The organism is Pseudomonas sp. 8 R 14 (assembly GCF_900005955.1).
Taxonomy (GTDB): Bacteria; Pseudomonadota; Gammaproteobacteria; order Pseudomonadales; family Pseudomonadaceae; genus Aquipseudomonas; species Aquipseudomonas marginalis.
Genome location: NZ_CVTH01000089.1, coordinates 6,886 through 33,761, shown reverse-complemented (window position 1 = coordinate 33,761; position 26,876 = coordinate 6,886). Strand labels below are relative to the sequence as shown.

Annotated in this window: 23 protein-coding genes; 10 read left to right on the top strand and 13 right to left on the bottom strand. The window is 62.4% G+C overall.

Features of this window, described 5'->3' with window-relative positions; translation table 11 throughout:
* Positions 1–57 precede the first annotated feature (57 nt).
* From mapR to BFQ01_RS28005, 3 genes are all read right to left on the bottom strand, one after another.
* Positions 58–1,467, bottom strand: a complete 1,410-nt coding sequence (gene mapR / locus BFQ01_RS28015) for a GntR family transcriptional regulator MpaR (RefSeq protein WP_065927972.1) — start codon at positions 1,465–1,467, stop codon at positions 58–60.
* 77 nt (positions 1,468–1,544) lie between these two features.
* A complete protein-coding gene (ccoG, locus tag BFQ01_RS28010) occupies positions 1,545–2,954 on the bottom strand; it encodes a cytochrome c oxidase accessory protein CcoG (RefSeq protein ID WP_065927842.1) in 1,410 nt (469 codons plus the stop codon).
* A gap of 184 nt (positions 2,955–3,138) precedes the next feature.
* Entirely contained in the window at positions 3,139–3,378 is a 240-nt protein-coding gene (locus BFQ01_RS28005) for a DUF3203 family protein (RefSeq protein ID WP_027606388.1), read from the bottom strand.
* A gap of 118 nt (positions 3,379–3,496) precedes the next feature.
* On the opposite strand from BFQ01_RS28005, the gene BFQ01_RS28000 reads away from it, so the two are divergent.
* Complete coding sequence (locus BFQ01_RS28000) at positions 3,497–3,994, top strand: MgtC/SapB family protein (RefSeq protein WP_065927841.1); 498 nt, start codon at positions 3,497–3,499, stop codon at positions 3,992–3,994.
* A 1-nt stretch (position 3,995) separates the two neighbouring features.
* Here BFQ01_RS28000 and BFQ01_RS27995 read toward each other — a convergent pair whose 3' ends face one another.
* Entirely contained in the window at positions 3,996–4,604 is a 609-nt protein-coding gene (locus BFQ01_RS27995) for a hypothetical protein (RefSeq protein WP_065927840.1), read from the bottom strand.
* Positions 4,605–4,786: 182 nt separating this feature from the next.
* Positions 4,787–4,954, bottom strand: a complete 168-nt coding sequence (locus BFQ01_RS32665) for a hypothetical protein (RefSeq protein WP_162844262.1) — start codon at positions 4,952–4,954, stop codon at positions 4,787–4,789.
* A gap of 204 nt (positions 4,955–5,158) precedes the next feature.
* Between BFQ01_RS32665 and BFQ01_RS27990 the strand changes: the two genes are divergently transcribed.
* The 4 genes from BFQ01_RS27990 to BFQ01_RS27975 all read left to right on the top strand — a co-directional run bounded on the left by BFQ01_RS27990 (position 5,159) and on the right by BFQ01_RS27975 (position 14,041).
* On the top strand, positions 5,159–7,147 hold the full coding sequence (locus BFQ01_RS27990) for an alpha-1,4-glucan--maltose-1-phosphate maltosyltransferase (protein ID WP_065927839.1): 1,989 nt from the start codon (positions 5,159–5,161) through the stop codon (positions 7,145–7,147).
* A gap of 94 nt (positions 7,148–7,241) precedes the next feature.
* Entirely contained in the window at positions 7,242–10,589 is a 3,348-nt protein-coding gene (treS, locus tag BFQ01_RS27985) for a maltose alpha-D-glucosyltransferase (protein WP_065927838.1), read from the top strand.
* Positions 10,586–12,823 (top strand): 1,4-alpha-glucan branching protein GlgB, encoded by a 2,238-nt coding sequence (glgB, locus tag BFQ01_RS27980; RefSeq protein ID WP_065927837.1) that lies wholly within the window; start codon positions 10,586–10,588, stop codon positions 12,821–12,823. The genes treS and glgB overlap by 4 nt, the downstream gene beginning before the upstream one ends.
* Before the next feature lie 51 nt (positions 12,824–12,874).
* Positions 12,875–14,041, top strand: coding sequence for a GGDEF domain-containing protein (locus BFQ01_RS27975; RefSeq protein ID WP_065927836.1), 1,167 nt, complete (start codon positions 12,875–12,877; stop codon positions 14,039–14,041).
* Between the two features lie 8 nt (positions 14,042–14,049).
* Here the strand turns inward: BFQ01_RS27975 and BFQ01_RS27970 are convergent, their stop codons facing one another.
* The 3 genes from BFQ01_RS27970 to BFQ01_RS27960 all read right to left on the bottom strand — a co-directional run bounded on the left by BFQ01_RS27970 (position 14,050) and on the right by BFQ01_RS27960 (position 18,545).
* Complete coding sequence (locus BFQ01_RS27970; protein ID WP_065927835.1) at positions 14,050–16,233, bottom strand: GAF domain-containing protein; 2,184 nt, start codon at positions 16,231–16,233, stop codon at positions 14,050–14,052.
* A gap of 170 nt (positions 16,234–16,403) precedes the next feature.
* Complete coding sequence (locus BFQ01_RS27965; RefSeq protein WP_065927834.1) at positions 16,404–17,255, bottom strand: CAP domain-containing protein; 852 nt, start codon at positions 17,253–17,255, stop codon at positions 16,404–16,406.
* Positions 17,256–17,336: 81 nt separating this feature from the next.
* Positions 17,337–18,545, bottom strand: a complete 1,209-nt coding sequence (locus tag BFQ01_RS27960; protein ID WP_065927833.1) for an MFS transporter — start codon at positions 18,543–18,545, stop codon at positions 17,337–17,339.
* Positions 18,546–18,658: 113 nt separating this feature from the next.
* Between BFQ01_RS27960 and BFQ01_RS27955 the strand changes: the two genes are divergently transcribed.
* Both BFQ01_RS27955 and BFQ01_RS27950 read left to right on the top strand, forming a co-directional pair.
* Entirely contained in the window at positions 18,659–19,543 is an 885-nt protein-coding gene (locus BFQ01_RS27955; RefSeq protein WP_065927832.1) for a LysR family transcriptional regulator, read from the top strand.
* A gap of 56 nt (positions 19,544–19,599) precedes the next feature.
* Positions 19,600–20,265 carry a GNAT family N-acetyltransferase gene (locus BFQ01_RS27950; protein ID WP_065927831.1) on the top strand — a complete coding sequence of 222 codons (666 nt, stop codon included), beginning with the start codon at positions 19,600–19,602 and terminating at the stop codon, positions 20,263–20,265.
* Between the two features lie 197 nt (positions 20,266–20,462).
* On the opposite strand, the gene BFQ01_RS27945 is transcribed toward BFQ01_RS27950, so the two are convergent.
* Positions 20,463–21,056 carry a TetR/AcrR family transcriptional regulator gene (locus tag BFQ01_RS27945; RefSeq protein WP_065927830.1) on the bottom strand — a complete coding sequence of 198 codons (594 nt, stop codon included), beginning with the start codon at positions 21,054–21,056 and terminating at the stop codon, positions 20,463–20,465.
* Between the two features lie 72 nt (positions 21,057–21,128).
* Between BFQ01_RS27945 and BFQ01_RS27940 the strand changes: the two genes are divergently transcribed.
* Positions 21,129–21,728, top strand: a complete 600-nt coding sequence (locus BFQ01_RS27940; protein ID WP_065927829.1) for an NAD(P)H-dependent oxidoreductase — start codon at positions 21,129–21,131, stop codon at positions 21,726–21,728.
* Between the two features lies 1 nt (position 21,729).
* Here BFQ01_RS27940 and BFQ01_RS27935 read toward each other — a convergent pair whose 3' ends face one another.
* The 3 genes from BFQ01_RS27935 to BFQ01_RS27925 form a co-directional block, all read right to left on the bottom strand.
* Complete coding sequence (locus BFQ01_RS27935; RefSeq protein WP_065927828.1) at positions 21,730–22,119, bottom strand: hypothetical protein; 390 nt, start codon at positions 22,117–22,119, stop codon at positions 21,730–21,732.
* A gap of 32 nt (positions 22,120–22,151) precedes the next feature.
* A complete protein-coding gene (gene aroA / locus BFQ01_RS27930) occupies positions 22,152–23,408 on the bottom strand; it encodes a 3-phosphoshikimate 1-carboxyvinyltransferase (RefSeq protein ID WP_065927827.1) in 1,257 nt (418 codons plus the stop codon).
* 90 nt (positions 23,409–23,498) lie between these two features.
* Complete coding sequence (locus BFQ01_RS27925) at positions 23,499–24,053, bottom strand: UPF0149 family protein (RefSeq protein WP_065927826.1); 555 nt, start codon at positions 24,051–24,053, stop codon at positions 23,499–23,501.
* 185 nt (positions 24,054–24,238) lie between these two features.
* Here BFQ01_RS27925 and BFQ01_RS27920 point away from each other — a divergent pair, with 185 nt between their 5' ends.
* Positions 24,239–25,051, top strand: a complete 813-nt coding sequence (locus BFQ01_RS27920) for a crotonase/enoyl-CoA hydratase family protein (RefSeq protein ID WP_027606371.1) — start codon at positions 24,239–24,241, stop codon at positions 25,049–25,051.
* 5 nt (positions 25,052–25,056) lie between these two features.
* The gene (nudC, locus tag BFQ01_RS27915; protein ID WP_065927825.1) at positions 25,057–25,890 is read left to right on the top strand and encodes an NAD(+) diphosphatase; all 834 of its coding nucleotides are present in this window, start codon (positions 25,057–25,059) and stop codon (positions 25,888–25,890) included.
* Here nudC and BFQ01_RS27910 read toward each other — a convergent pair.
* Positions 25,858–26,637, bottom strand: coding sequence for a TSUP family transporter (locus BFQ01_RS27910; RefSeq protein WP_065927824.1), 780 nt, complete (start codon positions 26,635–26,637; stop codon positions 25,858–25,860). The genes nudC and BFQ01_RS27910 overlap by 33 nt on opposite strands.
* Positions 26,638–26,876: the final 239 nt, after the last annotated feature.

The window sequence follows — 26,876 nt, the reverse complement described above, 5'->3', positions numbered from 1 at the left end:
TACCCATGGCCATCGGGGGCTTGCCCCCGATGGCGTCAGAAAGCGCAACGCCATCCCTCAAAACGACCGCACAATCCGCCCCAACGTCTCCATCGCCTTCTCCGAGACCTCGGTCCACGGGCTGCCGTAGTTCAGGCGAATACAGTTGCGAAAGCGCTGGGTCGCAGAAAAGATCGGCCCCGGCGCAATGCTGATGCCTTGCGCCAGCGCCATCTGGAACAACTTCAACGAATCGGTCTGCTCCGGCAATTCCAGCCACAGGAAATACCCGCCGGCCGGCTGGCTCACCCGTGTCTGCGCCGGGAAGTAGCGGGCGATAGCCGCCAGCATGGCGCTTTGCTGTTCTTCCAGGGCATAGCGCAGTTTACGTAAGTGGCGGTCATAGCCGCCGTGTTGCAGGTAGTCGGCAATCGCCGCTTGCGCCGGCATCGAAGGGCACAGCGAGGTCATCAGCTTCAAGCGCTCGACCTTCTGCGCATAGCGCCCGGCCGCCACCCAGCCGACGCGATAGCCCGGCGCCAGACTCTTGGCGAAGGAGCCGCAGTGCATCACCAGGCCTTCGTTGTCGAAGGCCTTGGCCGGCTTGGGTGCCTGCTGCCCGTAGTACAGCTCGGCGTACACGTCGTCCTCGATCAACGGCACTTGGTGGCTACGCAGCAGTTCCACCAGCGCCTGCTTCTTTGCTTCCGGCAATGTGGCGCCCATGGGATTCTGGAAACTGGTCATGGTCCAGCAGGCCTTGATCGGGTAGCGCTCCAGGGTTTGCGCCAGGGCGTTGAGGTCGATGCCGTCGCGCGGGTGCACGGGGATTTCCACCGCCTTGAGCTTCAGGCGTTCCAGCACTTGCAGGCAGGCGTAGAACGCCGGGGCCTCGATGGCCACCAGGTCGCCCGGTTCGGTGACCGCTTGCAGGCACAGGTTCAACGCTTCCAGGGCGCCGTTGGTGATCAGCAGCTCCTCCATGGGCAGCATCAGGCCGCCGACCATATAGCGCAGGGCAATCTGCCGACGCAGTTGCGGGTTGCCCGGCGACATGTCGGTGACCACCAGACGCGGGTCCATCTCGCGGCTGGCGCTGGCCAGGGAGCGGGCCAGGCGCGGCAGCGGGAACAGCATGGGGCTGGGGAAGGCCGAGCCGAAGGGCACGGTGTTGGGGTCTTTGATCGAATCGAGTACCGAGAACACCAGTTCGCTGACATCGACTTCGGTGGACTCATGCACCTGCTCGCTCACCACCGGTTCGGAGAACGGGCTGGGTGCATGGGTGTTGACGAAATAGCCGGAGCGCGGCCGTGCCCGGATCAGCCCGCGACGCTCCAACAGGTAGTAGGCCTGGAACACCGTGGACGGGCTGACGCCATAGGTCTGGCTGGCATAGCGTACCGACGGCACACGCTGGCCGGGGCCGAGCACGCCGGAGCGGATCAGTTCTGCGATGTCATCGGCGAATTTTTCGTAGCGTTTCATGTTGGCCTTAAACAAATAGGTAATATGAGTCCAGCCTCCTCCCACATTTGATCTGCATCATTTTCGATAGCGAGGTCTCAGCGGTTGAGCGGTGCCACAAAGCGACTGTCGGCGGCGCTGTAGATCCACGGCTCGTCCACATCCGAAACCTTGAAGCGCACTGTCTGCGAACTGCTCGCCGGCTTGTCGGCCAGCAATGCCACCGAAACCGGCACATCGACGATTTCCCCCGGTGCCAGGCTGATCTCGGTCTTGCCTTGCAGTTGGAAACCCTCTGCATCCAGCAGCTGCACCCGGTATTCCTGGCGCTGCTGTGTCTTGTTGATGACCTTGAGGCTGTAGATGTTTTCGATCTGGCCCTGGGCGTTCTCGCGGAACATGCCACGGTCCTTGGTCACGTCCAGCGACACCATTGGCCGCTCCACCAATGCCACCACCAACGCCGCAATCATCACCAGCAGCACCGCACTGTAGCCGATCAGGCGCGGCCTGAGCAGGTGGGTCTTGCCGCCTTGGAGTTGATGCTCGGAGGTGTAGCTCACCAAGCCCCGCGCATAGCCCATCTTGTCCATGATCGAATCGCAGGCGTCGATGCACGCCGCGCAGCCGATGCACTCCATTTGCAGGCCGTCGCGGATGTCGATGCCGGTGGGGCAGACCTGCACGCACAGCTGGCAGTCAATACAGTCACCCAGGCCGACAGCGGCCGGCGTGACCTCGCGTTTACGCGGGCCGCGATGCTCGCCACGGGCGCTATCGTAGGAAATGGTCAGGGTGTCTTTATCGAACATCACGCTCTGGAACCGCGCATACGGACACATATGCATGCACACCGCTTCACGCAGCCAGCCGGCGTTGATGTAGGTGGCGGCGGTAAAAAACAGCACCCAGAAGAGACTCACGCCCCCCATTTGCCAGGTCAGCAGTTCGGCGGCCAGGGGGCGGATCGGCGTGAAGTAGCCGACAAAGGTCAGCCCGGTGAGCACGCTGATGCCCAGCCACAACATGTGTTTGGCCGAGCGTCGCGCGAGTTTGTTCAGGCTCCAGGGCGCCGCTTGCAGCTTGATACGTTGGTTGCGCTCGCCCTCGGTGAGCTTTTCGCACCACATGAACAGCCAGGTAAACGAGCTTTGCGGGCAGGTGTAGCCACACCACACGCGGCCGGCGAACACCGTAATCGCAAACAGGCCGAAGGCACAGATGATCAGCAAAGCCGATAACAGGATGAAGTCCTGGGGCCAGAAGGTGGCGCCGAAAATATGGAATTTACTCTCGGCCAAATCCCACAGCACGGCTTGCCGCCCACCCCAGTTCAGCCACACCGTGCCGAAGAACGCCAGGAACAGAAAGCCCGCGCCAGCTACGCGCAAGGTGCGGAACAGGCCGGTGAAACTGCGGGTATGGATCAGGTTGTCGCTGGATTTGGCCTTCACCTTCTTTGGGTGGATCGGCTCAAAGGTTTCCACGGTTGGGATTCGTTCGCTCATGGTCGTTCGCTCATCAGCCTCCATCAGGCCGATGAACTATGCGCGCCGGTCTGTTTGCATAACAGGCTCAGGTATGGCGATAAAAAGCGGATCAGATGGGCTTTGGCCATGGGCCTGCGTCAATGTGCTGCACCCCATGGCGCTGGAGGTGCAGCTAGATCTGGCGCGTGCTGATACAGGTCAATTAAATCAGCGAACCAGGTTCTTCAGCCTTTACATGTTGGCGCCCATCATGGGCACCTGCCACCGTCAGGGCGTCGGCCTCGGCTTCGGTGATATAGATCCGCTCGGCGGCCAGTTCCACGTACGACATGGATTTGTCGGTGTCGGTAACGATATGGACGCGGGTCGCCGGCACGCTCTGTTCCTGGCCATTGTCATCGAGCATGAAGTAGCACAGTTGGTTTTCGATACGCAGGGGCATGCCGATCTCCTTTTTCATGGGGTATGAAGGTTAGGGGGCAGCAAGGTGTGTGGGTTCAAGGCAACTGACTGGCGGTCGCCGCTGTCCATCCTTTATCCATAAATAAAGGACAGCATCCATGGACGCCTGGTGGCACGAAGTGTGGCAAACCCTGCAGGCCGAATTCGCCGACCTTGGCGACGCGAAACAGCTCACTCAAATCACTGTTCGCCTGCTGATCGCAGCGCTGTTGGGCGGCATCCTCGGGTTTGAGCGCGAGCACAAGGGCAAGGCTGCCGGTGTGCGCACCCATATGCTGGTGGCAATGGGCGCCGCATTGTTTGTGCTGGTACCTCAGATGTCTGGCAACCAGGCGGATGCCATGAGTCGTGTGGTCCAGGGGGTGATCGCGGGGATTGGTTTCCTCGGCGCAGGGACGATCCTCAAGGGCAAGGAAGATGAAGAGGGCCAGCACGTCAAAGGCCTGACCACCGCTGCCGGGTTATGGATGACCGCCGCCATTGGGGTGGCGGCGGGAATGGGCCGCGAGTCGACGGCGGTGTTGAGTACCTTGCTGGCCCTGGCGGTGTTCAGCGTGATGCCAAGGATCGTCAAGCTGTTGGACAAGGAGACCTGACTTAATAAGGGACCTTCATGTTGACGCTGTAGGTTTCAGGACCGTGTTGGCGTTCGGCGGGCACTCGTTCTGTGCGTAAAGAGTCGAGCCTGTGCATGTTCAACAGACTACCAAACCCAGTCAAGAACCCAGCCATACGTCCCATTGCTGAATGGTTCTTGCCAAGGGTCTCCACATCGTCTTTCGACTTATGATAAGCGTTCAGCAGATCTGCGGTGTCACTGCCAGAATATGCTTTCATCAAGTTTTCAAGCCCTTTCAACCTGAGCTCCTTGATCAGGGTTTCTTCCGCATCACGCCTGGCGGATTCCAGGTTGGTGCTGATCATGTCCGGATTTAACTGTTTACCGAGCGCTTCGAGGGTTTTGGCGTTCGCTTCAGCATTCTCACCGTGCAACATCAACCGGATGTTGTCTTCAGTTAACAGTCTGCGGACTTTGTCAAGCTGTGTGCGGGAATGAAAGGAGTTCGGGGCGTGCAGAATGCAGTGGATGTTGTGCTGGGATAACAGCGAGTTCAGCTCAGCCAGAGGCGTTGCATCGGTGTGCGCCGGAGTGACGGGGGTGGACGGTACGTAGTTCGGGGTCAGCTGAGGAGGGATGGTCGACATATATAACCTCACGAAGAATGGACTGAAACGCCTTATCCCAAAGGGTGGGGGGAGCATTTCGCGAGGTCAGTATATAAAGCTGGGCTTAAGCAATATTTTCTTAATAGCGAAGGAAATTTCGGTTTTTCATGAGGTCCGCTCGAAGGGCGATATCTTGTTTTCGAGCGAGCCTCCCGTCGCCGTCAGCTGGTTCTTACAATTACCGGTGGCATTGTCGTTGGTGGTTCTTCCACCGCTGGCGGTTGGGTTTCCGGCGGTTCCTTCTCAGGAATCGGCTCCGGCTCCGTGGGGGGCAAGGTCGGGTTGTCGATATTCGGGTCCGGGGTTTCAGCCGGGATAGGGATATTCATCGGTGTGGCCTCCTTTGTGCTTTGCTCCAGTGGTGGACATCCACCGGGGCCAATTGATTCCCCGCCCAATGGCGGAACATCCAGCTGAACTTTTAACCTTGGCCCAGGCTCGGACCTATAGCGGCCCTGCTCAGGGAGAGCGCTGCCGTATCGGAATTCGGATCAAGCAAAGAGCGTCCACAGGGCGTAAGGGGAAGATGCTCGATGACTGCTGAAACACTGGCTCCAGAAGACTCCATATTGCCGCTGTCCCAGGCGCTGTTGCTGCCCAGGATCGCGATCGAAAGCACTTCACCCGTGATCGACGGCGGCGAATTTGCCGTCAAGGCTGTGGTGGGCCAGCGGGTCAACGTCACCAGCAAGGTATTCGCCGATGGCCACGACAAGCTGGCCGTATTGATCCGTTGGCGCCCGCTGCATGACGAAAGCTGGCACAGCGTGGTCATGAACGACGTGGGCAACAATGGCTGGGAAGGGGCGTTTACCGTCACCGTCCAGGGCCCTCACGAATACTGCATCGAGGCCTGGATCGATACCTACGCCAGCTTCTGCTATGAACTGCGCAAAAAACATGAAGCCGGGGTGCCGGTCAGCCTGGAGTTGCAGGAAGGCCGCAGCCTGGTGCTGCAGGCCGCCGAACGCAGCGACAACGAACTGCGTGACCGCCTGATGCTGTTGCACCACGAACTCTCCGGTTTGCTGGAAACCGAGCAGGTCGCGCTGTTTTTGCACGAAGACAGTGCACACCTGATGACCCAGGCCGACCACCGCGCCTACTTGAGCATCAGCACCGTCTACCCGATTGATGTGGAGCGCGAGGCGGCGCAATTTGCCAGTTGGTACGAGCTGTTTCCCCGTTCGATCACCGACGATCCGGCCCGCCACGGTACGTTCAACGACGTGCACTCGCGCCTGTCGATGATCCATGACATGGGGTTCGACGTGCTGTACTTCCCGCCGATCCACCCGATCGGGCGCAGCCACCGCAAAGGCAAGAACAATTCCCTAACCGCAGGCCCCGATGATCCGGGCAGCCCCTATGCCATCGGCAGCGAGGACGGCGGCCACGAGGCCATCCACCCGCAGTTGGGCAGCCGCGAAGACTTCCGTCGCCTGGTCAAGGCCGCCGCCGAGCATGGCCTGGAGATCGCCCTGGACTTCGCCATCCAGTGCTCCCAGGACCACCCGTGGCTCAAAGAGCACCCGGGCTGGTTCAACTGGCGCCCGGACGGCACGATCAAATATGCCGAGAACCCGCCAAAGAAGTACCAGGACATCGTCAACGTCGACTTCTATGCCGCGGATGCGGTCCCAGGCCTGTGGACTGAACTGCGCGACATCGTGGTGGGCTGGGTGGAAGAGGGCGTGAAGACCTTTCGCGTCGACAACCCCCACACCAAGCCGCTGCCCTTTTGGCAGTGGCTGATCGCCGATGTACGGGCAAAGCATCCCGAGGTGATCTTCCTCGCCGAAGCCTTCACCACCCCGGCGATGATGGCGCGCCTGGGCAAGGTCGGTTACTCCCAGAGCTACACCTACTTCACCTGGCGCAACACCAAGGCCGAACTGGCCGAATACCTGGCGCAATTGAACGAGTCGCCGTGGCGCGAATGCTACCGGCCGAATTTTTTCGTCAATACACCGGATATCAACCCAGGGTTCCTGCATGAATCCGGGCGCCCGGGCTTTTTGATCCGCGCCGCGCTGGCCACCATGGGCTCGGGCCTGTGGGGCATGTATTCGGGCTTTGAGCTATGTGAAGCGGCACCGGTGCCGGGCAAAGAGGAATACCTGGACTCGGAGAAATACGAGATTCGCCCTCGGGACTTCACCGCACCCGGCAATATCATCGCCGAGATCGCCCAGCTCAACCGCATTCGCCGCCAAAACCCGGCCTTGCAGACTCACCTGGGCCTGAAGCTCTACAACGCCTGGAACGACAATATCCTGTACTTCGGCAAGCGCAGCGAGGACGGCAGCAACTTCATCCTCGTAGCCGTCAACCTCGATCCGTTCAATGCCCAGGAGGCCCACTTTGAGTTGCCGTTGTGGGAATTGGGCCTGCCGGACGATGCGCAGACCCAGGGCGAAGACCTAATGAACGGCCACCGCTGGACCTGGTATGGCAAGACCCAGTGGACGCGGCTGGAGCCGCAGATGCCGTTCGGGATCTGGCGCATCAGCACCTCCTGAGCCTGGTGAAGAGCAACATGTGGGAGGGGGCAAGCCCCTCCCACATTGACCCGGTTCAGTCTGCACGATTTTTCGAGTATTTCAGGAGTTTCCAATGGCGAAGAAACCCAAGGCTGCCACCTTCATCAAAGACCCGCTCTGGTACAAGGACGCGGTGATCTACCAGGTTCACGTCAAATCCTATTTCGACTCCAACAACGACGGCATCGGTGATTTTCCCGGCCTGATCGCCAAGCTCGACTACATCGCCGACCTGGGTGTCAACACCATCTGGCTGCTGCCGTTCTACCCCTCGCCACGCCGCGATGACGGCTATGACATTGCCGAATACCGGGGCGTGCACAGCGACTACGGAACCATGGCCGATGCCCGGCGCTTTATCGCCGAAGCCCACAAACGCGGGTTGCGGGTCATCACTGAACTGGTGATCAACCATACCTCCGATCAGCACCCGTGGTTCCAGAGGGCGCGCAAGGCCAAGCCGGGCTCGGCGGCGCGGGACTTCTACGTGTGGTCCGATGACGACCAGAAATACGACGGCACCCGCATCATTTTCCTCGACACCGAAAAGTCCAACTGGACCTGGGACCCGGTCGCCGGCCAGTACTTCTGGCACCGTTTTTATTCCCACCAGCCGGACCTCAATTTCGACAACCCGCAGGTGATGAAAGCCGTGCTGTCGGTGATGCGCTACTGGCTGGACATGGGCATCGACGGCCTGCGCCTGGACGCCATCCCTTACCTGATCGAGCGCGATGGCACCAACAACGAAAACCTGCCGGAAACCCACGACGTCCTCAAGCAGATCCGCGCCGAGATCGACGCCCATTACCCCGACCGCATGCTGCTCGCCGAGGCCAACCAGTGGCCGGAAGACACGCAGCTGTATTTCGGCGACCGCAAGGGCGATGACGGCGATGAGTGCCACATGGCGTTCCACTTCCCGCTGATGCCGCGCATGTACATGGCGCTGGCCCAGGAGGATCGCTTCCCGATCACCGATATCCTGCGCCAGACCCCGGAGATCCCCGCCAACTGCCAATGGGCGATCTTCCTGCGCAACCACGACGAACTGACCCTGGAAATGGTCACCGATAAAGAGCGCGACTACCTGTGGAACTACTACGCTGCTGACCGCCGCGCACGCATCAACCTGGGCATTCGCCGGCGCCTGGCGCCCTTGATGGAGCGCGACCGCCGCCGTGTGGAGTTGCTCAACAGCCTGCTGCTGTCGATGCCCGGCACGCCGACCCTGTATTACGGCGACGAAATCGGCATGGGCGACAATATCTACCTCGGCGACCGCGATGGCGTGCGCACGCCGATGCAATGGTCCATTGACCGCAACGGCGGTTTCTCCCGCGCCGACCCGGCCAGCCTGGTGCTGCCACCGATCATGGATCCGCAGTACGGCTATCTGTCGGTCAACGTCGAAACCCAGGCCCAGGACCCGCACTCACTGTTGAACTGGACCCGCCGCATGCTAGCGGTGCGCAAGCAGTCCAAGGCGTTTGGGCGCGGCAGCCTGAAAATGCTCTCGCCAAGCAATCGCCGCATCCTGGCGTATACCCGCGAATTCACCGGCGAAGACGGGCGCAACGAAATCATCCTGTGTGTGGCCAACGTCTCGCGCAGCGCCCAGGCGGCCGAGCTGGACCTATCGGCCTTTGCCGGCATGGTCCCGGTGGAGATGCTCGGCGGCAATGCGTTCCCGCCCATCGGCCAGCTGAATTTCCTGCTGACCCTGGCGCCGTATGGCTTCTATTGGTTCGTGCTGGCGGCGGAAAACCAGATGCCCAGCTGGCACGTGGAGCCGGCGCAAAGCATGCCGGACTTCACCACCCTGGTATTGAAAAAACGCATGGAAGAGCTGCTCGACGAACCGTGTCGCACCGCCCTCGAACAGACCTCGCTGCCCGCCTGGCTGCCCAAGCGCCGTTGGTTTGCCGGCAAGGACACCGCCATCGACAGCGTGCGCATCGCCTACGGTGTGCGCTTTGGCGACCCCCAGCACCCGGTCTTGCTCAGCGAGCTTGAGGTGACCGCCGGTGGCCAGGTCAGCCGTTATCAGCTGCCGTTCGGTTTTCTTGGCGAAGACCAGTTCACCAGCGCCTTGCCGCAACAGTTGGCCCTGGCCCGGGTACGGCGGGTGCGTCAGGTCGGCCTGGTGACGGACGCCTTCAGCCTGGAGCACTTTATCCGCGCGGTGATCCAAGGCCTGCAGGCCGGTACCGTGTTAAACGGCAGCGACGGCGACCTGCGTTTTGAAGCCACGCCACACTTGGACACGCTGCAACTGACGGACGAGTCGCCGGTACGTTACTTGTCTGCCGAGCAGTCCAACAGCTCGGTGGTGGTGGGCGAGAGCCTGGTGCTCAAGCTGATCCGCAAAGTCAGCGCCGGGGTGCACCCGGAGCTGGAAATGAGCGCGTACCTGACGCAGGCGGGTTACCCGAATATCTCGCCGCTGATGGGTTCGGTGATTCGCCATGATGGCGCAGGCGAGGACAACCTGCTGATGATCGCCCAGGGCTACTTGAGCAACCAGGGTGACGCATGGAGCTGGACCCAGAACAATCTGGAACGTGCCATCCGCGATGAACTGGCCGAGGCCATCTCCGAACAGGAACAGCATTACAACGCATTGGGCGAGCTGGCGGACTTCGCCGGGCTGCTCGGCCAGCGCCTGGGTGAAATGCACGGGGTACTGGGTGCCAACACGACCAATAAGGACTTCAACCCCGAACCGACCAGCGCCAAGGATACCCAAGCCTGGGCCAAGGACGTTGGGACGCAGATCGACCGTGCATTGCAATTGCTCAAGCTGCATCAAAGCCAATTGAACCCTGCCGATCAGGCGCTGGTCAGTGAATTGCTGGCGCAGAAAAAAGCCATCGGCGCGCATGTCCAGGCGCTGGCGAAAGCCACCTTGGGCGGGCTGCGCATTCGGGTTCATGGTGACTTGCACCTGGGCCAGGTGCTGGTGGTGAAGGGCGATGCCTACCTGATCGACTTTGAAGGCGAACCGGCGCGGCCGCTGCATGAACGGCGCGGCAAGCACAGCCCGTATAAAGATGTGAGCGGCGTGTTGCGCTCCTTTGACTACGCGGCGGCCATGGCCTTGAACGTACAAGGGGTGGATCACTCGCCCGCAGCGGACCAGGCGCGCAGGCGCGTGACCGATCGCTACCTGAAAGAGGCCCGCCAGGCATTTATCCAGGCTTATCAGGCCGCTGCGTCTACACTGGCGCATGACTGGCAGGATGCCAAGGGCCAGGACGCCGCGCTGACGTTGTTCAGCCTGGAGAAGGCCGCGTATGAGGTAGCGTACGAAGCGGAAAACCGCCCGACCTGGTTGCCGGTGCCCCTGCGGGGCTTGCACGGGTTGTTGAGCGGGATTACATCTAAATCGAACACTGCACGCGGTGGGGAGACGTCATGAGCTTTACGAATAAAGAACCGCTGCAACCGAAGTTGACAGCCATGCCGGCGTCCAAGGACGTCGAAGCGCTGGTGCGCGCCGAGCACCACGACCCGTTTTCCATTCTCGGGCCACACGATGACGAGCAGGGCGGCCAATTTATCCGCGCGTTCCTGCCGGAGGCCTTGAGTGTCCAGGTGCTGAGCCGCGATGGCGGTGAACAGATCGGCAGCCTGGATGCGACCCAGGTGCCGGGCCTGTTCGTCGGGCAGTTCAACACCCGCCAGGCGTACTTGCTGAAAATCCAGTGGGCCGGTGGCGAGCAGATCACCGAAGACCCTTACAGCTTCCAGCAACTGTTGCTGGGGGAGATGGACCTGTACCTGTTCGCCGAAGGCAACCACCGTGACCTCAGCAGTTGCCTGGGGGCCCAGGTGACCAGCGTCGATGGCGTAGACGGCGTGCGTTTTGCCGTGTGGGCGCCGAATGCGCGGCGGGTCTCGGTGGTGGGGGACTTCAATATCTGGGACGGCCGCCGCCACCCGATGCGCCTGCGGCATCCGTCGGGCGTGTGGGAGATCTTCATTCCCCGCCTGCAACCTGGCGCCGCCTACAAGTACGAAATCCTCGGCGCCCACGGGATTCTGCCGCTCAAGGCCGACCCGATGGCGCTGGCGACCCAGTTGCCACCCGATACCGCCTCGAAAGTCGCCGCGCCGTTGCAGGTGGACTGGCAGGACCATGAGTGGATGCAAGCGCGGGTCGAGCGACAGAAGGCCACGGCGCCGCTGTCGATCTACGAGTTGCATGTGGGCTCCTGGCAGTGCGAGCTGGACGAGGCCGGCGAAGTAGCGCGCCAATACACCTGGCGCGAGCTGGCCGAGCGGTTGGTGCCGTATGTGCAGCAACTGGGCTTCACCCACGTCGAATTGATGCCGATCATGGAACACCCGTTCGGCGGTTCGTGGGGTTACCAGGCGCTTTCACAGTTCGCACCGACGGCGCGTTTTGGCTCGCCGGAGGACTTCGCCTATTTCATCAACGCGCTCCATCAGGCCGATATCGGCGTGATCCTCGACTGGGTGCCGGCGCATTTCCCCACCGACACCCACGGCCTGGCGCAATTCGACGGCACTGCGTTGTATGAATACGCCAACCCGCTGGAAGGCTTCCATCAGGACTGGGACACGCTGATCTACAACCTGGGCCGCACTGAGGTCCACGGCTTCATGCTGGCCTCGGCACTGCATTGGCTCAAACACTTCCACATTGACGGGCTGCGCGTGGACGCTGTGGCGTCAATGTTGTACCGCGACTATTCGCGCAAGGCCGGCGAATGGGTGCCCAACCGCCATGGCGGGCGCGAGAACCTGGAAGCCATCGACTTCCTGCGCCACTTGAACGACGTGGTGGCACTGGAAGCGCCCGGCGCCCTGGTGATCGCCGAAGAGTCCACCGCCTGGCCCGGCGTCAGCCAGCCCACCCAACAGGGCGGCCTGGGCTTCAACTACAAGTGGAACATGGGCTGGATGCACGATTCTTTGCATTACATCCAGCAGGATCCGGTCTATCGCGCCCATCACCATAACGAGCTGAGCTTCGGCCTGGTGTATGCGTGGTCCGAGCGCTTCATCCTGCCGATTTCCCACGATGAAGTGGTGCACGGCAAGCACTCGCTGATCGACAAGATGCCGGGCGACCGTTGGCAGAAGTTTGCCAACCTGCGCGCCTACCTGGCGTTCATGTGGATGCATCCGGGCAAGAAGCTGCTGTTCATGGGCTGCGAATTCGGCCAGTGGCGCGAGTGGAACCACGACCAGCAACTGGACTGGTACTTGCTGCAGTACGCCGAGCACAAAGGCGTGCAAAAGCTGGTGGGTGACTTGAACCGCCTGTATCGCGAAGAGCCGGCCCTGCACGAGCAGGATGATGCGCCTCAGGGGTTCCAGTGGCTGATCGGCGACGACGCGATCAACAGCGTCTACGCCTGGCTACGCTGGAGCAAGGACGGCAAGCCGGTGCTGGTGGTGGCCAATTTCACCCCGGTGCCCCGTGAGGCCTACAAGGTGGGCGTACCGTTCGGTGGGCGTTGGAGCGAGGTGATCAACAGTGACGCCGATACCTACGCGGGTTCCAATTACGGCAATGGCGGTGGCGTGTTCACCGAGGATGAGCCACGCCATGGGCAACCGGTGTCACTGTCGTTGAACCTGCCGCCGTTGGGGGTGCTGATTTTGCGGCCTGACGGGAGTTAAAGGCTCTACCCTGCTGGATTCAGTTGTCCACGCTGGTGGCAGGGTGCCACAATGGCGCCTTTGTCATGGCAGTCGAATCAGGCGAATTTCATGAATGGCCTTGGGCATGGGCGGGATCAGGATTGCTTTATAGAGGCACAGGTGCGAACCGACCGTTTGCACCAGTTGTTTCGCCAGTCATTTGCAGCCATTTTCGGCAGCTACATGGCAGCCGCCATGCTCTGCTGGCTGTGCTGGGAGCGCTTCGATCACACGTTCATGGTGGTGTGGCTGGTGGTGCTGGGCGCGTCGTCGCTGCTGCGGGTCAAGATGTTCCTGGACTGGTTCCGCTGCCCCAACAGCGAACGCACCCCGGATCGCTGGGAGCGCCGCTACTGGGTCACGCTGGTACTGTCCGCGAGCATTTGGGGGGCTGGGGCACTCGCGCTGATGCCCCCCGATGATCGGTTGTCCCAGGCGCTGGTGATGCTGTTCACCGTGGGGATGTCGGTCAGTGCCGTGTCGTGTTATTCGGCCTATCGCTATATGACCCTGGTGTCCATCGGTCTGGTGTTGCTGCCGTGCACCCTGTGGCTGTTGTTCCAGCCGACATCGATGCAAGTGGGTATCGGCATCGCGGTCCTGGTGTTTTCCACGTTTGTGGCCAGTGCCACGCGCAAGTTGTCCGATGCACTGGAGAAAGCCTTTCGCCTGACCCGGCAAATGGAACGGGCCCATAACATCTCGACCCGTGCCGCACAGACCGATGAGCTGACCGGCCTGATGAACCGCCGGGCGTTTTTCGAACATGCGCAATTGCTGTATGCGCAATGCCGTCATAACCAGCAGCCGCTGTGCGCGCTGATGATGGACATGGACCACTTCAAGCAAATCAACGACACCTATGGGCACCAGGCCGGCGATCAGGTCTTGCGCCAGATTGGCGGGGTGATCAGTGCGTCGTTCCGCAAGGCCGATGTGTATGGTCGCTTGGGCGGCGAAGAGTTTGCCGTGTTGTTGCCCAATACGTCGTTGGACACCGCGCGCAATATTGCCGAGGACCTGATCAAGGCTATAGCCGGTTTGGCCGCCGAGCCGGTCAAGGGGCTGTCAGCCAGCCTTGGGGTGGCGTTTACCCATGCCGTGGACGAGGACCTGCACGGCCTGATGAACAGCGCCGACAAAGCGCTGTACCGGGCCAAGGCATTGGGCCGCAACCAAGTGGCCGTGGCGGAGTAGGGCGCTGCTCAATCCTTGTGCATGGCCTTGATCAATACCCGCGAAACCTGCTCGGCAGAGTAAGGCTTGGGCAGGAACTCGAAGCCGTCATAGCCATTATCGGCCAGCTCTTCGCTGTAGCCCGAGGTCAGTATCACCGGCAGGTCCGCTCGACGCTGGCGCAGCAGCTTGGCCATGACGACGCCGGTGATACCGGGCATGACCACGTCGGAGAAGATCACATCGAAGGCCCTCCCATCGTGCCCCGCAAGGGTCAGGGCCTGTTCGGCATCGGTCACCCAGCTGGCCTGGTAGCCCAGGTCTTGAAGAATCTGGCTGGCAAACCGCCCGATCTCCAGATTGTCCTCCACAATCAGCACCCGGCACTGTGATGTGTCGTGGGACGACGCCAGCGTTTCCTCGCAGGGGGGCGGCGCTGCTTCTGCTTCGACCTGGGGCAGATACAAGGTGAATACGCTGCCTTGGCCAGGCGTGCTGGTCACATCGATATTGCCCTCCGACTGCTTGGCGAAGCCGAAGACTTGCGACAGGCCCAGGCCGGTGCCTTTACCCACCGCCTTGGTGGTGAAGAACGGCTCGAAAATGCGTTCGACGGTGTCTTCGGGAATGCCGGGGCCGGTATCGGCGAGCGAAATGGCGACATACGCCTTACCCGACCCGGCGTCGCCGCGAATGTGGGGCAACGGCTGTGCCCCGAGGACCTTCAGGGTCAGGGTGCCCTGGCCCTCCATTGCGTCCCGTGCATTGAGGGCGATGTTGATCAGTGCGGTTTCAAACTGGCTGGCATCAATCCGCGCAAAACACGGCTGCGAAGGCATCTCGACACGTACATGAATACGCGCGCCTGTGACGCTCTCCAGCATCTCGCCGATGTTCTGTACGCGCTGGCCCACGTCGAAGACTTCCGGGTTCAGCGGTTGGCGGCGGGCAAAGGCGAGCAATTGGCTGGTCAACTTGCTCGCCCGCTCTACGGTATCCGCCACTGCGCCCATATAGCGCTGGCGACGCTGTTCCGGCAGGTCTGGCTGACGCAGGAAGTCCACCGATGAGCGAATGATGGTCAGCAGGTTGTTGAAGTCATGGGCCACGCCGCCGGTGAGTTGGCCGATGGCTTCGAGTTTCTGCGACTGGCGCAGCGCGGCTTCGGCCTTGGCCAGCGCCAGGGTGCGTTCTTCGACGCGCTGTTCGAGAGTGGTGTTCAGTTCGGCATAGGCCGCCAGGCCCTTGCGCACATCGGCATCGGCACGCACGCGCTCGATATGCGCCCAGGAGCGCTCGGTGACTTCCCGCAACAGGGCCAGGTCGTAGGGTGACCAGGCGCGTGGGTTTTTGTCATGGACGGCCATCAGGGCGGTCAGGCGACCGTTCTTGATCAGCGGCATGCAGATCGTCGCCGTCACCCCAAGGGCCTGGAAGGTGGCGGACTCTGCGGGTGGCAACTCGCGCAGATTGTCGTGGATCACCAGGGGCTCGCCGGCGCGCAGGCATTTGACGGCCATCTCGCCGAACGCCGCCAGGCTGTAGCGGCCGATGATGCTGGGCGAGCCGGGCGCGGTCCAATTGTCACGAATGGTAAAGCCGTCTTCATCGGCGTCCATGTCGGCGTAGGCGCAATTGCTCACCTGCAGGTGCTCGGCCAGCAAGCGGGTGGTGCTGGTCATGATGGCTTCGGCATCGACGGCGTTGACCACCGCGTTGCCGATGGCGTCCAGCACCGCCAGGCGGCGTGCCAGGAACACCGTGGCGGTGGTCTCGGTGACGGTGTCGAGCATGCCGACCACCTTGCCTTGGGGATCGCGGATCGGGCTGTAGCAGAAGGTGAAGTACGCCTGCTCCCGCCTCGGGCCGCGTTCAATCACCAGGGGAAAGTTTTCGATATAGGTGGCGTGGCCCTCGAAGGCGGCGTTGGCGATGGGGCTGACGTCATCCCACACCTCGGCCCACACTTCGTTGAACGGGCGCCCCAACGCGTAGGGCTTGCTGCCCAGGATCGGGATAAACGCATCGTTGTAGAGCGTGATCAGCTGCGGGCCCCAGACAATCGCCTGGGGAAAGCTGGAGGCGAAGCACAGCGCCACGGTGGTCTTTAACACGTCCGGCCACTGTTCCAGCGGTCCTAGGGGCGTATTGGCCCAATCATGCTGACGTACTTGCTCAGCCATGTCGCTGCTGCTTTGCAGCCAATTCATCATTGGGAGAACACCTTGTATTCCGGAATCTTCAACGCGCCCGCAAGGATGTGGCGTAAAGCTACAGACCTGTCTGGTCGCTGCCAGTTCAGCACGATTATCCGCTAGATGGCATTTTGATGCTGTATTCGTTTGAAAGAGCGAAGGCCGGGGGGCGGGCGATTGCCCAACCCTTACTGCGTGCCGAATAAAGCGGTCCAGTAGATGCCCGCGTCACTCTTCGGGTCCATGGCATAGGCCGAGCCCAATTCGCGAAACTGCGGGTTCATCAGGTTGGCGCAATGACCTGGGCTGGCGAGCCAGCCGTCGACCACCTTGCGCGGGGTGTCCAGGCCGGCGGCGATGTTTTCGCCGATGTTCTTCGCGATATACCCGGCCAGTTCCGCGCGGTCGCCAGGCGTGCGGCCGTCGTGGTCCAGGTGGTCGAAGAAATTGCCGTTGGCCATGTTGCGCGTGTGGCTGTTGGCGGCCCCGGCCAGCGCCTCGTTCCACGACAATGGCGTGGTCGCGGTAAACGCCTGGGTACCGCACTGGCGCGGTTGCGTGCGGGCGGCATTGATCAGGTCGAGCAGCTTGCGGCCTTCGGTTTGCCAATCGCCCAGGCCGCTGGACAGCAACGGGCGGGCCAGCACGATGCGCCAGTCCTGGCCGCTGTTGCTCACGCCGATGTCGACGAATTGCGGGTCCAGCACCACCCGGCAGAAACTCTCGCGCACGGCTTTCATGGCTGCCTGGGCGTCCTTGGGCCCGGACAGGCTGATCGCCTGCACATTGACCATCGGGTACGCGGCACGGGCCAGGGCCTGCTGCAGGTCGCCGACGTTATTGGCCGGCAGCACCAGCCGTGTATCGTTGGCCAACGGTGGCAGTTCCTGGGAACCCTGGTCGCCGCAGCGCTGCACCTGGCTGCGGTACTCGTTGATCTGTTGCACCAACTGACTTTCTTCATTCGCCATCGCGCTGGCGCAGAACACCGTACTGGCGGCCAGCGTCGTAAGACCCATCATCAATGACAGAACGCGCATGGACGTTACCCTTGAGCTTGAAAGTGCCCATGATGCGCGATGTAACCCCGTCTGGCGCAACGCCTTTTTTGTTTTTTTGCCTCAACGGGTATTCTGTGGGGCATTCACGGCGCGGATACGGCCCGTTGCCATCGCGGTGGCCAGCAGGATCAAGCCCACGGCGACGGTGAAAGTCGCATGCAGGCCGCTGGTCACGGATTGCGCGTTGGCGCGGGTGACATCCGGGGTCGCCCAGGCGAACACCGCCCCCAGGGCCGAGGTACCGAAGATCAGCCCGATATTGCGTGACAGGTTGAGCAAGCCTGCGACCGTACCTCGGCGCGCACCGTCTACATCGCACATCACCGCAGTGTTGTTGGCGGCCTGGAACAGACTATAGCCCGTCGTCAGAATCACCAGCCCCCCAAGGTAGGCGATCAATCCCGAGGCCAACGACAACAGTAATGCGCCGCAAAACAGGATGCCCAACCCGGCGAAAGTCATAAGGCGCCAGCCCTGGCGGTCGGTGAGGCGCCCCGCCGGTACACCGCTGAGCGCCGCGACACAGGGCCCGACGGCCATGGCCAGGCCCATCCATTGCGGGTCCAGCCCCAGCCCCTTGGACAGGTAGAAAGGGCCGACCACAAAGGTTGCCATGATCACCGCCGCTACTAACGCACTCATCGCGAGACTCGTGCGCAAGGGTGCTTCCTTCAACGGTGACCAGACGCTGGAAGGTGAGCCTGCTTGGCGTCGATCAACCGGCAAGTAGCGCCACGCGAGGCTGGCCGCGAGTAACCCCAAGGGCATGCCCACCAGAAACAGCGCGCGCCACCCCCACACACTGAGCAATAACCCGCCAGCGGCGGGGCCCATGGCGGTACCGACGGCTGACATCGTGCCCAGCAGGCCCATCACCCGGCCGGTGCGTTCCTTGGGCACCGTGTCGCCGACCATCCCCAGCGCCATGGCCATCATGCTCGCCGCGCCCAAGCCCTGCAGGAGGCGTGCGGCAATCAGCCAGCCCAGCGAGGGCGCGCCCGCACACAGCCCACTGCCCAGCGCAAACAACAGCAGCCCGGCGAGCAACAGCCGGCGACGGCCCAGGCGATCGCCCATTCGGCCGGCCATGACAATCACCGCCGTGATCGCCATCAGGTAGGCCAGCACCACCCACTGCACGGCATGAAACGACGCATCGAATGCCTGTACCAGGCTGGGCAGGCCGACATTGGCGATGCTGGTGCCGAGGGCGGCGAGCAACATGGACAGCGACAGGCTGGCAAGGCCGCCGCGTGAAGACGTATTCATGGAAGATTCCTTGGGTGGACGCAACTGTCACAAATCTACGGCCTGGCCTAACATGGCGGAAGACGCAGGGTTTGCAGTTAATACCTGCGTCAAACGCCTGCTAAGGAGCGCCCATGCCCGACTTTAATCTGCTGATTACCCTGGATGTCTTGCTGGCCGAAGGCAGTGTCGCCCGAGCGGCCAAACGCTTGCAGTTGAGCCCCTCGGCCATGAGCCGGGCGCTGGCGCGCTTGCGCGAGACTACCGGCGATCCGCTGTTGGTCCGCGCCGGGCGCGGGCTGGTGCCGACGCCGCGGGCGCAGGCATTGCGTGAGCAGGTCAGCCGCCTGGTGCAGGACGCCCATGCGGTGCTGCGCCCGGCACACGCCCTGGACCTGGCCCAGGTGGAGCGCACGTTCACCTTGCGCACCAGTGAAGAGTTCGTCGAAAACTTCGGTCCCGTGTTGCTGGCGCGCATCGCACGGGAGGCGCCCGGTGTACGCCTGCGTTTCGTCAGCAAGACCGACAAGGACAGCACGTTACTGCGCCAAGGCAGCGTCGACCTGGAAACCGGCGTGGTCGACCCTGACGCCAGCCCCGAAGTGCTGACCCAGGCGCTGTTTCGCGACCGTTTGATTGGCGTGGTGCGCAGCGGCCATCCCCTGAGCCAGGGCGACATCAGTGCCGAGCGGTTTGCCCAGGGGCGCCACGTCTACGTCTCGCGGCGCGGGCAGGAGCGCGGCCAGATCGACGATGGGCTTGAAGCCCTGGGCTTGACGCGGCAGATCGGCACCATCGTCGCCGGGTTCGCCACGGCCATCGCCCTGGCCCGCGACACCGACCTGATTGCCTGCGTGCCCGAACGCTACACCGCCCATCAGCGCGAAGGCCTGTACAGCTTTGCGTTGCCGTTGACGCTGGCACCGTTCACCGTGGCGATGCTCTGGCATCCGCGGCTGGATGCCGACCTGGCCCACCGCTGGTTGCGCGGGTGCGTGCGTGAGGTGTGCGGACACTGAACGGCCTGCAACAGGTACAATCGCCGCTGCCTTGACGCGAAACCCCAGGAATCTGCATGTTCAGCCTTACCCGCTACACCACACCGTGCCCCGAGCCCATCAATGCCCAGATCCTGCAGATGGTGGTGGACAACCTCACCGACATCAGCAGCGTCGCACTGCCGCCGAGCAACCTGCTCTACAACATCTACCAATATGCCATCGGCTTTGAGGTGCACCTGTACCTGGAGGCATTGGGCGGGTCGAAGGGGATTGCCGTTGAGTTGATCGTGGCGATGCTCGAGGAGCAGGTGATTGGCTTTTGCCTGTACCTGCCGGTGAAAGATGATCCTGAAGCCTGTGGCATCGCCTTTATGGCGGTACAGGCCGGTTTCCGGCGTCAGGGTGTGGCGCGCGGGATGATGGCGGACGTGGTGGCGCGCTATCCCCATGCCGAGTTGGCATGTGCCGTGGAGAAGGTAGCGGCCTTCGAGGCCATGGGTTTTCAAGTGCGGGGTGCGCGGGGCACCCAGGTGTTGATGAATACCCGGGCCTACGGCACCGATGGCTTGATGGGCGTGTTGGATGTGGCGGCAATCTACAGTTCGCTGGAGGTACGCCAGATCCATACCTACCTGCTGCAAAAACACGGCAAGCGGGCGATGGTGGATGCCGAGAAACAGCGGGACCGGCACCTCGATCAACTGGCACGCAAGGTCCAGCTGTTTGTGGCAGGGCGTTAGCCTGGCCTGCTTGGCTTTTTTGTAGTGCTTCTGTAGTGAGCGGGCTTGCCCCGCGCTGGGCTGCGAAGCGGCCCCAGAAACAGCCCCTGAGCTGCCTGGCACACTGCAGTGCTCTTATTGGGGCTGCTTCGCAGCCCAGCGCGGGGCAAGCCCGCTCACCACAACAAGCCCGCTCACCACAGAAGCTTCTTCAGTCTTCAACGCTGTGCGCGATTGACCATCGCCAGGATGGTTGCCAGTAGTTCCTGTTGCGCTTCTTCCCGGCTGATCTCGCCGCTCGCCGCAGCATCGGACAGCGCTTCCGCCGCCCCCAGCATCGCCCGTAATCCTGGCTGTGAAACCTGGCCAAAGGGCGCCAGCGCGGCGCGGCATTTGTCGAGAAAAATCGCCTCATACTTACGCTTGAGCGCTTCCAGCTCCGGCGAGCTGCTCAGTGCGGCAATCACCCCCGGAATTTCCCGGCCCTGCAATAACACGCAATCGACATAGCACGAGGCGATCACCCAGGCACGTTCTTCCAAGGTCGCGCTGCTGGCGTCGAGGGCTTCGGCAAACACCTGGGTCTGACGCGCGTCAAAGTCTTCATACAGCGCGGCGAGCAGCCCGGCACGGGTGACGAAGTGGTCGTAGACCACCGGTTTGGTGACGCCGGCCAGTTCCGCCAGGCGGCCCAGGGTCAGGGCTTCGGTGCCTTCCTCGCGCACCAGTTGCCAGGCCACCTCCAGTAATTGACGCAGGCGATCTTCACGGGACAGGCGACGACGTGGGGCAGGGGATTCAGGGCTTGACATGCTTATATACCAAAAGTAACTTGTTGGCGTTAACTTACCAAAAGTAGATTAAACCCAAAGGGAGTCAAAGTCATGCATGCACTCATCGTCGTTGCCCATCACGACCCACAATCCCTCACCCACGCCGTGGCCGCGCAAGTGGCTGCCGGGCTGACTGCTGAGGGCCACACCTTCGAAATCGCCGACCTCGCCGCCGAAGGCTTCGACCCGCGCTACACCGCCGCCGACCACCTCGTACACCACACCCGCGCCACGCCCCCGGCCGACGTGCTGGCGGAACAGGCACGCATCGACCGCGCCGATGCCCTGGTGCTGGCGTTCCCGATCTACTGGTGGTCGCTGCCGGGCCTGCTCAAGGGCTGGGTCGACCGCGTGTTCGTCAACGGCTGGGCGATCGATTACGGCCCGGACATGCCCGTGGTGAAAAAACTGCGGCACTTGCACGTGCACCTGTTGGCCCTGGGGGCGGCCGATGAAAGCGCGTTTGACCGACACGGCTACGCCAAGGCGATGCGCACGCAGATCGACTACGGGATTTTTGATTACTGTGGAGCGAAAGTGGTGACGTCGGCGTTGTTGCTGGAGTCGGAAGATGGCGCGGCGACCGCGCATCTGCAAACAGCCAGGGCGGTAGGGCAGAAACTGTTCGAGGCCGAGACGGTCGCCGGTTGATTCAACCTTCGCGAAACAGGTCGTGGGCGTCCAGCAGGCGGTAGGCAATTTCCGGATTTTTCTCCAGGCCCCGGCGAATCGCCGCCGGGATCGCTTGCCGGGTCTTGCGGCACATGCCTGGCAGCTCGTCGATGACGATCTGGATGCCGCGCATGCTCTTGACCTCGTTGTGCCCCGGCGCGATATGCACGCGGATGCCCAATAGCTCGTGCATCCGCTGTTGCATGCGCTCCAGGTCTTGCAGGCTTTGCAGGTTTTCCAGGCGCTCGACCAGGCGTTTCTCTTCCTGCCGCGTCAGGCTGAGGATACGCAGGTCCGCGCCGGGGGCTTCCAGCAGTTGTTCACGGTCGCAGACACAGGCACCGGGTGGGCAGGGTTGGCGAATGGTCATGATCCTTACCTCCCCATTCCGACGCCGTTGAGTCAGTCGCTCAACGCGACCCCAAGGCTGCCCAGGGCCTTCCAGTACCCAGGATAGGTCTTGGCCACGCAGTCCGGGTCCTGAATGCGGATTCCCGCGATTTTCAACCCCGCGAGTGCAAAGCACATGGCGATGCGGTGGTCGGCATGGGTGTCGATCAGGGCGTTGCACGACGTGCCGGCCAGCGCCGGGTCGGCCGCGACCAGCAGGTCATCGCCTTCAATGCTGGCGAGGCCCGGACGGATCGCATTGAGGCCGTCATGCAGGGCCTGTACGCGATCGCATTCCTTGACCCGCAGGTTGGCCAGCTCAGTGAAACGCACCGGGGTGTTGTTGAAGGCAGCCAGGACCGCCAGGGTCGGGATCGCGTCCTGCATCTGCGAACCGACCACGGTGGCCTGCATATTCGGGAACTGCGCGATCACGGCCTGGGCCTTGGCGTCTGGTTGGGTGAAGGCCTGGGCGGCCACGCCGATGTCGATGCGGCCACCGGTCAACACTTCGGCAGCCCACAAGTAGGTGGCGGCGGAAGCGTCGGGTTCGATCAGGTAATCATGGGCGGTGTAGCCGGTGGGGGCCACGCGCCAGGTGGTGTCGTCGACCACATCGACCTGGGCGCCGAAGGCCCGCATGCAGTCCAGGGTCAGGTCCACGTAGCCACGGGCGCCGATGTCCTTGCCGGTCAGCGCCACTTCAATCGGCGCTGCGCCGCACGCGGCGAGCATCAACAGGGCCGAGACGTACTGGCTGGACAAGCCACCGTCGATCTCGAAGCGCTTGGCCTGGACCGTGCCCACGCCGTGCACCGTCACCGGCGGGCAACCGGTCGGGCTGTCGACCTGGATACCGTTCCGGCCGAGGGTGGCCAGCAGCGGGCCGATCGGACGTTTCTGCATATACGCGTCGCCGTCCAGTACCACCGTGCCTTGCACGGTAGCCACGGCGGCCGTCAGGAAGCGCATCGCGGTGCCGGCATTGCCGAGGAACAACGGCTGCGCCGGCAATTGCAGCTTGCCGGTGCCGGTGACCACGAAGGTGGTGTCGTCCGGCTCGTCGATGGTCACGCCCATCTGGCGCAGGGCCACCGACATATGCCGGGTGTCGTCGCTCTTCAAGGCGCCGCTCAGGCGGCTGGTGCCCTTGGCCAGCGCCGCCAGCAGCAGGGCGCGGTTGGTAATGGATTTGGAGCCGGGGGGCGCGACCTTGCCATTCAGGGGGAAGTTGGGCGGTGTAACGGTCACGGTTTTCTGCGAACTCAAGGTGCAAGGCTCCTGATCAAGGCAAGGTGGTACGGAGTGGCCGACGGGCGGACCCGAATAATCGGCCAAAGGTGCGGTGCTTGTCGAGGCTTAGCGCAAGGCCAGCCAGTAATCATGCAGGGCCCGCGCCGCCGGTTCGATTTCGCTGACGCGTTGTTGATGGGCCGGCACATCGAGGTCGGCCGGCAACTCGAAGTTGTCCTGTTCGGCGCACCAGGAGATTTTCTCCAGCTGTGCGGCTTGTTCGGCCGGCAATTCCGGCCAGTTGCCGATCGCCGCGCCACGGATATAGCCAAAGCACCACTCTTCGGCGAGGGTCACGTCCTGGCCCTGGTGTTCGGTTTCATCGAAGCGTGCCTTAAAGGCCTTGGCGTCAGTCGCCAGTTGTGCGGCCAGGGTGTTGATATGACGCACGCACAGGTCAAGGAACTGCTGGGCCTCTTCGGCGTTTTCCCACTCCGGGTTCTGCCCGCCCCAGATCGCCGGGAACCACTCGGCGATGTCCACCTGTGCCGGGCTGGACACCAGCGCGGTGAAGTAGCCGTCGAGTTCGGCCAGGTTCAGCACCGAATGGTCGTCGCCGTATTTCAACAGGGTTTCTTCGATGAATTCGAAATCGGCGAGGGCGAGGGGTTGGGCGTGCATGGGCATATCCTTTAAACGTCGAACGCCGCTGATGGGGCGGCTCAAAGCGCGAAGGATGGCGTGTGCCGGGGCTTTTATCCAGCGTCTTTTCCATCGCCGTTGCCAGTCCCGCTTTTGGCCGATGCGCCGTCACGTACCCTTGTTATAGTTCAGGCCTTATCACTCGCCAGCCAGGGATCACTGCCATGTCCGAATATCAAGCTTTCGTCGTCGAACTCAGCGGCAACGTAGCCCATGTGCAGATCAACCGCCCGGAAAAGATCAACGCGATGAACGCCGCGTTCTGGACCGAGATCATCGACATCTTCCAATGGATCGAAGACACCGACGCCGTACGCGCCGTGGTGCTCAGCGGTGCCGGCAAGCATTTTTCCTCCGGCATCGACCTGATGATGCTGGCCTCGGTGGCCAATGACTTCGGCAAGGATGTGGGCCGCAATGCACGCCTGCTGCGGCGCAAGATCCTCGAGCTGCAAGCCTCGTTCAATGCCGTCGACAACTGCCGCAAGCCGGTACTGGCAGCGATCCAGGGTTACTGCATCGGTGGCGCCATCGATCTGATCAGCGCCTGCGACATGCGCTACGCGGCTGAAGACGCGCAATTCTCGATCAAGGAAATCGACATCGGCATGGCCGCCGACGTCGGCACCCTGCAACGCCTGCCACGCATCATCGGCGACGGCATGCTGCGTGAGCTGGCCTACACCGGCCGCCCGTTCGGTGCCGAGGAGGCGCGCAGCATCGGCCTGGTCAATCGCGTGTATGCCGACCAGGAAAGCCTGTTGGCCGGCGTGTTCGAGATCGCCCATGAAATCGCGGCCAAATCGCCGATTGCGGTCACTGGCACCAAAGCCATGATCAGCTACATGCGTGACCATACGGTCAATGACGGTCTGGAATACGTTGCCACCTGGAACTCGGCTATGTTGCAATCCAACGACCTGCGCGTGGCCATCGCGGCCCATATGAGCAAGCAGAAACCCGAATTCGTGGATTGACTGACATGACCCCAGGCTGGATTACCACAACGCTGCTGGACAACGACGCCCCCGGCGGCTGGGCCGTCGCCCGCAGCCGCGACGGCTTTTTGCATGACGCCAACGGCCCGCTGTTCCCTCGGGAATGGCTCAAGCGCCAGGAGCTTTCGGTGTTTGCCGAACATGGCATCGGCCACCTCGACGGTGAGCCGGTGTATCTGCTGGAACTCGACTCGGCGGGCGAAGTGCCTGGTTGCAGCTGGCAGGGCCTGCGCGGCTTCATGCTGCAAGGTGATCACACCCTCTACAAAGTGCTGGGCTACGCCGCGCAGATCGGCACCTGGGCGCGGGAGCATCGGTTCTGCGGCAGTTGCGGCCAGGCCATGGTCCAGGTGCCACGGGAACGGGCGATGTATTGCCAGGCCTGCGACCTGCGCAGCTACCCGCGGATTTCGCCGAGCATGATCGTGCTGGTGACCCGTGGCGACGAGATCCTGCTGGCGCGCTCGCCGCGGTTTGTCACCGGGGTCTACAGCACCTTGGCGGGCTTTGCCGAGCCGGGGGAGTCGGCCGAAGACTGCCTGATCCGCGAGGTGCGTGAAGAAGTGCAGGTGGAGGTCAGGAACATCCAGTACATGGGCAGCCAGTGCTGGCCGTTCCCCCATTCGATGATGCTGGGCTTCCATGCCGAGTACGCCGGTGGCGACATCGTGCCCCAGGCCGACGAGATCGAGGACGCGCAGTGGTTCAGCATCCACGACCTGCCGCCGTTGCCGGCGTCACGCTCGATTGCGCGTTACCTGATCGACCTCTACCTGGCCCGTCGCCTAGGCCACGCTGAACCAGTGCTGCCAGGCTAGGCGCACGGTCAGGCCGAGAACCACGGTGATAAACACCGGGCGAATGAATTTGGCGCCGCCGCTGATCGCGCTGCGCGCGCCAAAGAACGCGCCACACATCACCGACACGCCCATCGCCAGGCCGACAATCCAATCCACCGAACCGTTGAAGATAAACACCGACAGCGCCGCCGCGTTGCTGACGAAGTTCATGCTGCGCGCCACGCCGCTGGCCTTCACCAGGTCGATGGGGTGCAACAGCATGGTGCTCACGGTCCAGAATGCACCGGTACCGGGGCCGGCCACGCCGTCGTAGAAGCCCAGGCCGAAACCCTGGGTGCCTTGCCATTTCTTCTTGATCGGCGCGTCGGCGTCCAGTGGCGCCTTGGGCGTGCCACCAAACAGCAAATACACGCCGCAAGCGAATACGATCACCGGCAGCATTTTGTTCAGGGTTTCGGCGGGCAGGTAGTGGGCAACCACCGCACCGGCCAGCGCACCGATCAACGTGCCGATGATCGCATGCACCCACTGACGCGGGTGGAACAGCTTGCGACGGTAGAAGGTGAAGCTGGCCGTGGCCGAACCGAAGGTGGAGCTGAGCTTGTTGGTACCCAGTACCAGGTGGGGCGGCATCCCGGCGGTGAGCAGCGCCGGGGTGGTAAGCAGGCCGCCGCCACCGGCGATGGCGTCGATAAAGCCGGCGATAAAGGCCACGACGGCGAGAATGGCGAGGGTGGTGAGGTCTACGCTGAGTTCGAAGGGCATTGGGCAGGGCTTATGGTTGGCAGTGCGCAGCAAAACGCTGTGCGAAGGGCTGCCATCTTACCTGCCTGATGTACGCAGAACCAAATGTGGGAGGGGGCTTGTTTCCGTGGCGGCCTTCGGGCCGACCATGTCGTTGGTTTTGACCGAGTACATATCCGTTGCTGCGGTAACGGCCACTTATGGTTTCGCTTTTACAGCGACTCACTTTTGGAGGGACCCAAAAGTAAGCAAAAGGTCCT